Origin of the sequence: Clostridium tarantellae (assembly GCF_009295725.1) — a bacterium.
Classification (GTDB): domain Bacteria; phylum Bacillota; class Clostridia; order Clostridiales; family Clostridiaceae; genus Sarcina; species Sarcina tarantellae.
The window spans coordinates 1-11,228 of sequence record NZ_WHJC01000103.1 but is presented as its reverse complement, the minus strand read 5'-3'; the positions used below and the strand labels follow the sequence as shown (position 1 = coordinate 11,228).

General features: G+C 23.7%; 9 protein-coding genes. 7 read left to right on the top strand and 2 right to left on the bottom strand.

Going from position 1 to position 11,228, the window contains the following annotated elements; all coding sequences use genetic code 11:
• Together GBZ86_RS18030 and cwlD are read left to right on the top strand one after the other, a co-directional pair.
• A partial coding sequence (locus GBZ86_RS18030; RefSeq protein ID WP_207707433.1) for a hypothetical protein occupies positions 1 to 185 on the top strand: 185 nt, incomplete at its 5' end.
• A 124-nt stretch (positions 186 to 309) separates the two neighbouring features.
• Positions 310 to 996 carry an N-acetylmuramoyl-L-alanine amidase CwlD gene (gene cwlD, locus GBZ86_RS08330; RefSeq protein WP_152889573.1) on the top strand — a complete coding sequence of 229 codons (687 nt, stop codon included), beginning with the start codon at positions 310 to 312 and terminating at the stop codon, positions 994 to 996.
• Between the two features lie 347 nt (positions 997 to 1,343).
• On the opposite strand, the gene GBZ86_RS08325 is transcribed toward cwlD, so the two are convergent.
• Positions 1,344 to 2,201, bottom strand: coding sequence for a YitT family protein (locus tag GBZ86_RS08325; RefSeq protein ID WP_152889571.1), 858 nt, complete (start codon positions 2,199 to 2,201; stop codon positions 1,344 to 1,346).
• Positions 2,202 to 2,461: 260 nt separating this feature from the next.
• Between GBZ86_RS08325 and GBZ86_RS08320 the strand changes: the two genes are divergently transcribed.
• The 5 genes from GBZ86_RS08320 to GBZ86_RS08300 all read left to right on the top strand — a co-directional run bounded on the left by GBZ86_RS08320 (position 2,462) and on the right by GBZ86_RS08300 (position 8,985).
• The gene (locus GBZ86_RS08320; RefSeq protein WP_152889569.1) at positions 2,462 to 3,154 is read left to right on the top strand and encodes a response regulator transcription factor; all 693 of its coding nucleotides are present in this window, start codon (positions 2,462 to 2,464) and stop codon (positions 3,152 to 3,154) included.
• Positions 3,132 to 4,958 carry a sensor histidine kinase gene (locus tag GBZ86_RS08315; protein ID WP_152889567.1) on the top strand — a complete coding sequence of 609 codons (1,827 nt, stop codon included), beginning with the start codon at positions 3,132 to 3,134 and terminating at the stop codon, positions 4,956 to 4,958. The genes GBZ86_RS08320 and GBZ86_RS08315 overlap by 23 nt, the downstream gene beginning before the upstream one ends.
• Positions 4,959 to 5,016: 58 nt before the next feature.
• On the top strand, positions 5,017 to 5,373 hold the full coding sequence (locus GBZ86_RS08310) for a Spx/MgsR family RNA polymerase-binding regulatory protein (protein ID WP_152889565.1): 357 nt from the start codon (positions 5,017 to 5,019) through the stop codon (positions 5,371 to 5,373).
• Between the two features lie 252 nt (positions 5,374 to 5,625).
• Positions 5,626 to 7,857, top strand: coding sequence for a ribonucleoside-diphosphate reductase subunit alpha (locus GBZ86_RS08305; RefSeq protein ID WP_152889563.1), 2,232 nt, complete (start codon positions 5,626 to 5,628; stop codon positions 7,855 to 7,857).
• A gap of 93 nt (positions 7,858 to 7,950) precedes the next feature.
• Positions 7,951 to 8,985, top strand: a complete 1,035-nt coding sequence (locus tag GBZ86_RS08300) for a ribonucleotide-diphosphate reductase subunit beta (RefSeq protein WP_152889561.1) — start codon at positions 7,951 to 7,953, stop codon at positions 8,983 to 8,985.
• 71 nt (positions 8,986 to 9,056) lie between these two features.
• On the opposite strand, the gene GBZ86_RS08295 is transcribed toward GBZ86_RS08300, so the two are convergent.
• Positions 9,057 to 11,066 (bottom strand): sigma 54-interacting transcriptional regulator, encoded by a 2,010-nt coding sequence (locus tag GBZ86_RS08295; RefSeq protein WP_152889559.1) that lies wholly within the window; start codon positions 11,064 to 11,066, stop codon positions 9,057 to 9,059.
• Positions 11,067 to 11,228: the final 162 nt, after the last annotated feature.

Below are 11,228 nucleotides of genomic sequence, written 5' to 3'. Positions count from 1 at the left end.
AGACCGGGGGATATCTCGGATTATATCATAATATTAAAAATATATTTGAAAAATTTAGAAATTTTGCTTATAAAACTAAAAATAGCATTTTTGCTTTATGCAAAAATGCTATTTGTCTACAAACTGAAAAGAGAAGCAAAGCTTCTCTTTTTTTTTATGCATATATATTAGCAAAAATACCATAAAGAACAAGCATATAAAATTTTGATGATAGATTTATTTATTGTATATAAATTGGAACTGAAGTTAATAATAAGTAAGATATAAAGAAAAGGAGGTGAAAAACCACTGATTTTAAAGTGGTAGTATATGGACAAAAGAAAAAATGGAGCTTTAATATTAATAGTTTGTTTAATATTAAATTTTACATTTAATATTAAAGTTTTAGCTAAAAATAATGAAGAATTAAAAAAGGTAGTTTTAATAGATGCAGGACATGGAGGTATTGACGGAGGAGCTAAGGCTAAGGATGGTACTTTAGAAAAAGATATAAATTTATCAATAGCTTTAAAACTAAAAGAATCTTTAGAAAAAAAAGGATATACAATATATATGACTAGAGAAGCTGATAGTGGATTATATGAAAAAGGAAAAACTATTAAAGAGAAAAAAAGAGAAGATTTAAATAATAGAGCAAAACTTAAAGAAAAAACTAATTGTGATATTTTTATAAGTATACATGAAAATATGTTTCCTCAAAGTACATGTAAAGGAGCACAGGTATGGTATGCATCAAATGAAGAAAGTAAAACTTTAGCAGAATTGCTACAGGAAGTATTTAAAATAGAATTAGATAATAATAATAATAGGTTAGCTAAAGCCGCAGAAAATCAATATAGAATCTTAAGAGGCAATTATAAAGGTGCATCAGTAATTGTTGAATGTGGTTTTTTATCTAATAATGAAGAACTAAATAAGTTAAAAGATTCTGAGTATCAACAAAAGCTTGCTGAAACTATGACAAAGGCTATAGAAAAATTTTTTTCACAATCTTAGTTAAGAATTTTAAATTTATAAGTATTGTAAACATGAATAGCAGTTTATTATTGTACTATTAATAATAGTTCATATTAACTTTTTAATACTTACTGGAAAAATATATTTACTTTTGTTGTTACAATCTTTTATTAAAATTAAGAATATTAAAATTACTAAGACAATTGTAAGTATATAAATTAAAAAATTAAAAAATTTATATTTTTTATATTCAAACATAATTTACTCCAAAATTAGATATATAAAATTATAATAAAAAATAATTAAATATATGACAAATAAAAAATTAAGCGTAAATACTTTATTTTTATAAAGTTTTACGCTTAAAATTTATATACTAGATTATTTTAAATGTTTTTAAAGCCTTTTCCTTTAACTTCTGATACATCTATTATAGTTATAAAAGCTCTTGGATCTATTAAATGAATATTATTTTTTAATTCAATCATTTGACGAGGTGTTACAAGACAATAGAGCATTTTCTTTTTATCATGAGTATACTCTCCTTCTGCTAATAAAGAAGTAACACCCCTGTGTAAATCTTTAATTATATATTTAATAACCTCTGCTTCTTTTTCAGTTAATATTAATAATAATTGTTTAGAGTTAGCACCTTTAATAACTTTATCTAAAACAATTGTTTGACAAAACATAGATATTAAAGTATATAAAGCTACAGGAACTTTGAAAAATATAGCACCTATGCATATAACAATAAAGTTTAATACTAAACTTAAAGTACCTATATTAAAGTTTGAATATTTTTTTCTAATAAGCATAGTTATTATATCAGTTCCACCCGTTGAACCATTTCTAGAAAATACAAGACCATATCCAATACCACATAAAATTCCACCAAATATACAATATAAAAGTATATCATCTAAAACTAAAAGTTGTGTTACTGGAGCTGTTAATATTAAAAATAAAGATAATGATAACATTCCAATAGTAGAATATACAGTGAATTTTTTGGGAAGTTTCAGATAGCTTATTACAAATAGTGGTACATTAATAATAAATACAATAATACCTGAATTAATACCAAATAAATATTGAAATATAAGAGCTACGCCTGTAGCACCACCACTTAAAAGATGAGCTTTAGCAAGAAATAAATTTACTCCTAACGCTGAAATAAAGCAACCTATTATAATAATAAGCAAATCAATAATAAAATCTTTTTGGGGTTTAATATAATTCATTACAAAATCTCCTTAGTTTACACTATACTGTTAATTACAGAGTTATTATAATAGATTTTTTCAGTTAAGAAAAATTAATATAATTGTTAAATAAATAAATAATAGTTAGATATATATAATTACTGTAAGTTTTCTAAGTTTTTCATTGTATTTATACTATTTAATATATGTAAATAAATTTAAATTATAATTATGTATACTTTGAAAAATAAATTATTTATTATAGAATATAGTTGATTAATTAGAAGAGGAGGGTTAAAATGGAAAAATTTAATGTTTTAGTTGTAGATGATGAAAAGGAAATAAGAGATGCAATAGATATTTATTTAAGAGGTGAAGGAATAAATGTAATAAAAGCTTGTGATGGAATAGAGGCATTAGAAGTAGTAGATAAAGAAGATATTCACTTAATTATATTAGATATAATGATGCCTAAAATGGATGGAATGCAGACTTGCTTTAAAATAAGAGAAAATAGAAATATTCCAATAATAATGCTTTCAGCTAAGTCAGAGGATAGTGATAAAATTTTAGGATTAAATATTGGAGCAGATGATTATGTATGTAAACCCTTTAACCATTTAGAGTTGGTAGCTAGAGTTAAATCTCAATTAAGAAGATATGATAGTCCTTTAAGTAAAGATGGAACACAAGATATTATAGAAATAAAAAATCTTACTATTGATAATATAAACAAAAAAGTAACTTTAAGGGGAGAAGAGGTTAAGTTAACAGCTACAGAATATAAGATTTTACTTTTATTAGCATCACATCCAGGAAGAATATTTTCAATAAAAGAGATATATGAAAAGGTATGGGAAGAGCCTTTTTATAAAAGTGAAAATACAGTAACGGTTCATATAAGAAGAATGAGAGAAAAAATAGAAATAAATTCAAAAGACCCAGAGTATATAAAGGTGGTGTGGGGCATTGGCTATAAAATTGACAAATAATTTTAAAAGGTGGTGGAATGATTATAGAATTTGGGTAAGAGATATAGAAAATGTATTTATATTTCTTTTTGCATTGTTATTACCTATGTTATTTTTAACTTTAACGGGAGGAAGTAGTTTTAAAACTTTGGTAAAGTTAAATTATAAAAGTAATTCAGAAATAAGCAATAGAGTAAGATATATAGATGCCATAATTGATCCAGATAGATATAAACAAAGTAGATTATTAGAACAATCAACTCAGTTGTCAGATTTTTTATATGATTCAACAGATTATTTAAAAGATGTAGAAAATTGTACTACAAAAGAACAAAAAGAAAAAATACTTTCTAAATTACAAGAATATGCAACTTTTGCTACAGCCGTGGTTGTTGTAAATAATAAAACAGGTGATTACTATTCTAATAGAGTATTTTTTCATCAGCCACCATATACCTTATCTACCCCTAAAGAAGTAGTTGAAAGTATGGCTAAAAATAATGGAGTTGTATATAAAATAATAAAATCTACTGATAATATAGATGAAATTTATTTCTCACCAGGAAATTATTATGATAGAGATATTAAATACATAAGAATAGCTTTTGCAACAACGTGTATTACTACAATTTTATTAATAATTTTATTGATAAAAAAAATATTTATGATAAAGAAAATGAAATTAAGTGGTTATTTAAAAAATTTAAAAGCTGGATATATATATAATTTTATTATTTGTTTTAAATTATTATTTAGTAGGAGAATATTAATAGATGAATTTTTAAAGGATAAAGTATTATTTTTTTTATTAGCTTTTGTGTTAGTATATACTTTATTTAGAAATATGATAATTAAAATAGATTTTATGTGGAATGCTACTTATTATTATATTAAGCCAGAAGAATATATAGTTATTGCAATTATATTATTAGTTATACATTTTATATGCAAGTTTATAAAAAAATATGATTCAATAGATAAAATTATAGAAGATTTAAATCATATAAAAAAAGGAAATGTAGAATTAGAAGTAACGGATAGTGAAGATAAGCAAGTTAGAGAATTAGCTAAAGGAATTAATGATTTAAGAATAGGATATAGAAATTCCATAGAGGAAGGTATTAAAAATGAAAAATTAAAAACAGAACTTATTTCTAATGTATCTCATGATTTAAAAACTCCATTAACATCCATAATAAATTATGTAAATATATTACAAAGGGATGATGTAACAGAATCAGAAAAAAAAGAATATGTGTCTATTTTGGAAAGTAAATCTTATAGATTGAAAAAATTAATAGATGATTTATTTGAAGTTTCAAAAATGAATTCAGGAAAAGTTCAATTATTTGAAATGGACATTGATATAATTCAATTAGTATATCAATGTATAAGTGAAGTTGAAGATTTTTATAGCGAAAAAAATATGCAATTTAAAGTTAGAGCTCCTGAAGAATTAATAGTTAAATTAGATCCACAGAGAATGTCTAGAGTTTTTCAAAATTTAGCTACTAATGCATTAAAATATGGTTTAGAAAATACAAGAATATATGTTGATATAAAAGAAATGAGAGATTTTATATCAGTATCATTTAAAAATATATCTACTTTTGAATTAGATTTTAATGAAGAGGATATATTAGAGAGATTTGTACGAGGAGATAAATCTAGAAATTCAACAATAGAAGGATCGGGGTTAGGATTAGCTATAGCTAAAACTATAGTTGAATTACATCATGGTATATTTAGAGTTGAATGTGAAGGAGATTTATTTAAAGCTTTTGTTACGTTACCAAAAAATAATATAAAAAATCAAACTGAATAAAAAGAAAGTATGATATAATATTAATTATTAATAAATATATATTATTAAGGAAGTTGAAATGAATTACTTATTTTTAGAATATCCTAAATGTACTACTTGTAAAAAAGCTAAAAAATGGCTAAAAGAAAATAATATAGATTTTTCTGAGAGAAATATTATAGAAGACAATCCAACAAAAGAAGAATTAAAAAAATGGCATTATGAAAGTAAAATGTCAATTAATAAATTTTTTAACACATCAGGAAAGTTATATAGAGAAATGAATTTAAAAGATAAAATTAAAGATTGTTCAACGGAAGAATTAATTAATATTTTATCTACTAATGGAATGTTAATAAAAAGACCATTATTAATATCAAATAATTTAGTATTAGTTGGATTTAAAGAAGAAGAATGGAATGAAAAATTAAAATAATAAAATAAAAGTAGCGATTTATAGAATAATTCCTATAAATTGCTATTTTTATTTTAGTTTTAAATATTTATAAAAATATAACATTATCTTTAAAAAGAAGAATAATACTTGTTTAATATAGATTATTAAAGAAAATTTGTTTTATTAATGATAAAGGAATTTTACAAAATATGATTAAATTATTATAATTAATTGTCAAGATATTGTGATGGAAAGAAAAAAATGACTATATATTGTGGGGAGCGGAATAATATGAGTTTAGTAAAAGAACTTTGTAACTGGGCTATAATAGATATTAAAGATAATTATAATATATATACAGAAGAAAAATTAATCAAAGCATTAGAAAATGTTATTACAGTAAATATGACTAAAGATGAAATAATAAAGTGTTTAATTCAAGTATCTTTAGAGTTAACTTCTCAAACAGAACCAAAATGGCAAAATATTTCTTCGAAGTTATATACACATAAATTAATTAATGAAGTTAAAAATAATAGAAATTTATCAGAAAATACAAATCCATATACTAATTTTTATGAGTTTGTAATTGAATTAACAGATAAAGGTCTTTATGGAAGGTATATATTACAAAATTATACAAAAAAAGATGTTGAAGAACTAGGAAAGTATATAAAGCCAGAAAGAGATTTTTTATTTACATACAGTGGAATTAGTTTATTAGCTAAAAGATATTTAATTCAAGATTTTAATAAAAATTTATTAGAACTTCCACAACAAATGTTTATGGGTATAGCTATGCATTTAGCTATTACAGAAAAAGAGGAAAAACGATTGTATTGGGCTAAAAGATTTTATGATGTTTTAAGTTCTATAAAGGCTACTATGGCTACTCCTACTATGTCAAATGCAAGGAAACCATTTTATCAATTAAGTTCCTGTTTTATTGATACTGTAAGTGATAGTTTAGATGGAATATATAAATCTTTAGATAATTTTTCTAAGGTTTCTAAATTTGGAGGAGGAATGGGAATTTATATAGGAAAAGTTAGAGCATTAGGATCAGCTATAAGAGGATTTAAAGGAGCATCAGGAGGAGTTATTCCTTGGATAAAACTATTTAATGATACAGCAATTGCTGTTGATCAATTAGGAGTAAGAAATGGTTCAGTGGCTATTTGGTTAGATGCATGGCATAAAGATTTACCAGAATTTCTTCAATTGAAAACTAATAATGGTGATGATAGAAAGAAAGCTCATGATATATTTCCTGGACTTTGTTATCCAGATTTATTTTGGAGGTTAGCAGAAAATGATATAGATGCTAATTGGTATATGATGTGCCCTCATAATGTTAGAACTATAAAAGGATATTCTTTAGAAGATTTTTATGGTGATGAATGGGAAAAAAAATATTATGATTGTGTAAATGATAATAGAATTGAAAAGAGAGTAATGAGAGTAAAAGATATAGTTAGATTAATAATAAAAAGTGCAGCTGAAACAGGAACTCCATTTGCTTTTTATAGAGATACTGTAAATAAATTTAATCCTAATAAACATAAAGGAATGATATATTCTTCTAATCTTTGTACGGAAATAATGCAAAATATGAGTTCTATGGATATACAAAATACACAAATAAAAAATGAAAATGGAGATATTATAGTTGTTGAAAAAACTAAACCAGGAGATTTTGTAGTTTGCAACTTATCATCTTTAGTTTTAGGAAATGTTGATGTAACTTCTGATGAAGAATTAGAATATATAGTAGAAACTCAAATAAGAGCTATGGATAATGTTATAGATTTAAATTATTATGCTGTACCTTTTGCAGAGATAACCAATAAAAAATATAGAGCTATTGGATTGGGTACTTCAGGTTATCATCATATGCTTGCAAATAATAAAATTGTTTGGGAGTCATCAGAACATTTAGAGTTTGTTGATAAAGTTTATGAAAAAATAAATTTTTATGCTATAAAAGCAAGTTTAAATATAGCAAAAGAAAAAGGTGCTTATCCATTATTTACAGGATCAGATTGGAATAATGGTGATTATTTCAATTTAAGAAATTATAATTCACAAATGTGGAAAGAATTAAAAGAAGAAGTAAGTAAATATGGCATAAGAAATGGGTATTTATTTGCCATTGCACCAAATGGGTCAACAGCCACTATTGCAGGTACTACTGAAGGCGTTGACCCTGTTATTAATAGATTTTGGTTAGAAGAAAAAAAAGGAAGTATAACACCAAAAACAGCACCTAATTTATCTATGGAAAACTTTTGGTACTATGTTTCTGCTTATAATGTTGATCAGCAGTTTTCTATAAAAGCTAATGGAATACGACAAAGACATATAGATCAAGGACAATCTTTTAATTTGTATATAACAACAGAATTTACAATGAGACAAATAATGAATTTATATATAGAGGCTTGCAAGCAAGGGGTTAAAAGTATTTATTATGTTAGAAGTAAATCATTAACAGTTGAAGAATGTGAAAGTTGTTCAGCTTAATAAATTTAAACATAAAAGTAATAAATACATTATTAATTTAATATTTTAGATTAAATTAATATCTAAATAAAGTTTTTAGAGAAGAGGGAGTTTATGCAAATAAATAAAAAGCCATTATTTAATGAATTTGGTGATATAGAAATAGCTAAAAAAAGAATGATAAATGGAAATACAACCAACTTAAATGATTTTAATAATATGAAGTATGCTTGGGTTTCTGATTGGTACAGACAGGCAATGAATAATTTTTGGATTCCAGAGGAAATAAATCTATCTCAAGATTTAAAGGATTATAGTAAATTAAATGATGAAGAAAGAATAGCGTATGATAAAATATTATCATTTTTAATATTTTTAGATTCTATTCAAACAGCAAATTTAGGGAATATAAATAATTATATAACAGCTTCAGAAGTAAATCTTTGCTTAACAATACAAGCTTTTCAGGAGGCTGTTCATTCTCAAAGTTATAGTTATATGTTAGATACTATATGTTCACCAGAAAAAAGAAATGAAATATTATTTCAATGGAAAAATGATAAAATTTTATTAGATAGAAATAAATTTATAGGAGATTTATACAATAAATTTGTTGAAAATCCTAACATTAAAAATTTTTTAAAGACTATAATGGCTAATTATATATTAGAAGGAATATATTTTTATTCAGGATTTATGTTTTTTTACAATTTAGAAAGAAATGGTAAAATGCCAGGTTCAGCTCAAGAAATAAGATATATAAATAGAGATGAAAATACACATTTATGGTTATTTAGAAATATTATAAAAGAATTAAGAGAAGAAATTCCAGAAATTTTTACAGAAGAAATTATTAATGATTTAAAAGAGATGATGATAACAGGAGTAGAACATGAAATTGCTTGGGGAAATTATGTTATAGGAGATAGTATATCTGGAATCAATAAAACTTTAATAGAAAAATATATAAAATATTTAGGAAATATAAGAATGAAAGCAATTGGATTTGGAAAAATTTATGAGGGATTTGAAGAAAATCCAGCACCTTGGGTAGATTTTTATGCAGATGCTAATCAGGTTAAAACAGATTTTTTTGAAGCAAAATCAACTGCATATGCAAAAGCAGCAACATTAATAGACGATTTATAAAATTTAAAAAAATTGTAATTATAAAAGACTATGAATTTTAAAAAATAATATTCATAGTCTTTTTTGGTTTATTAAGGTTTAGAAATATTAATATTATATTTTTTACATTTAAGAGAAATAGTCCTGTGAGTTAATCCTAAAGCTTTTCCTGCTTTATTGTATGTTTTATATTTTTTCATAGCTAATTCTATTATTTGTTTTTCATACTCTTCAAAAGTAAGAATATTATTTTCATCTAAATTTAGTGAATAATCTAATTTTTTTAATGGTTTCATGTAAGATGGTAAATAAGCACTAGATATATATTTTTCATCACAAAAATTCATACATCTTTCTATAATATTTTCTAGTTCTCTTATGTTACCAGGCCAAGAATATTCTTCTAATAGAGAAAGAGCATCTTTATCTATTCCTAAAATATTTTTATTTAGCTTATTATTTAATTTTTTTATAAAATGTTCGATTAAAGGAGGAATATCTTCCTTTCTTTCTCTTAATGGCGGAAGATTAACAGCTAATACATTTAGTCTATAATAAAGATCTTCTCTAAAGGTACTTTCTTTCATCATTTTTTCTAAGTTTCTATTAGTAGCAGCAATCACTCTAACATCAATTTTTTGTGAATGAATTGCACCAATTCTTTCAATTTCTCTTTCTTGGAGAACTCTCAATAATTTTACTTGCATTGATAAAGGCATATCACCAATTTCATCTAAAAATATTGTACCTGAGTCAGCAATTGCAAATTTACCTGGTTTTTCTTTTATAGCTCCAGTAAAAGCTCCTTTTTCATATCCAAAAAGTTCACTTTCTAAAAGATTTTCAGGTATAGCTGCACAATTAACTCTAACAAAAGGTTTATCTTTTCTATTACTATTATTATGAATAGCCTTTGCTATTAATTCTTTACCGGTACCACTTTCACCTCTTACCAGTACTGTTGATGTACTTTCAGATGCTTTTTGACAAATATAAATCATATCATGAAGTGTTCTATTAAAACCTATAATATCTTTAAAAGATGAATCTTTAGATATTTGTTTTAAAAATTCTTTTTTATAATAATTAAGTTCTTCTTCAGATTTATTTAATTTATAAATAATATCTTTTAGAACATTAATAGGTTTACTAGTAGAAATTACTCCTTTAAATTCATTATCAATAAATAAAGGCTCAATATTACTTATAACTTTAATTCCTTCTTTATGGTGAATAACATCATTTAAAGCCATTTTTTTATTAAAAGCTTTAGCTCTAAAGCCATAAGGTGATATTTCATTAATATCTTTTCCAATAATATCTTTACTATGATTTGCAAAAGTTTTTATATAAGCAGGGTTAACATAATTTACTTTACCTTGTTCATCTAAAAAACAAATCATATCCTGTGAATTTTCTAATATTTTTTTGAATTTTTCATTTATTTCTTTCATGCCTACTAAATCAGAAACATCTTGTATTACACTTACAGCTCCAATTATTTTATCATTAATAAAAAGAGGGGTACTATTAACTAAAGCTATTTTATTGTTAACATGAAGAATTTCTCCAAATTGAGTTAATTTTAATTTTTTATCTACAATACTAGTTAAATTAATTGTTGGTAAGGCTTCTAAAATAGGTTTTCCTATCACATCATCATAACTTTTTCCTATTAATTTAAGAGAATAATCATTAATATTTATTATATTTTGATATAAATCTATAACTATTATTCCTATAGGAACATTTTCTAAAACTTGTTCATTAGCTATTTGACTTTCGCAGATAAGTTTATCCACTTCTTCAATTTTAGTATGAGTATTTATAATTTCATTAATATAGTCTAAGAGAGAATTAACGGCAAGCTTACCTAATAAACCTTCCTCTTTACAGCCTATACAAATAATATCATCGTTAATAACCCTAAGAGATAAAAGAGCAAGCATACTCATTCCTAACCAATCTTTGTAAGGTTTTTTTCTTATATATAAATTTAATTTATATTTATAAGAAATTTCAGAAGCTTTATTAATAATCATAGCGGAAAAGCGAGTATGTATTCCTAATGGATTTTTTATTGTAATTTCTTGATAAAACATAATATAAACACTTCCTAGTAAATAATTTTTTGATTTTTACTTAAAATATAAAAGTATGAGAATTATTTAATTCTGATAAAAAATATCAACTATTTCATATTTGATATTTTTTATCAGGTTGTTCTATAAGTCTTTTATTTTATATTATAGTAAGTATATAAT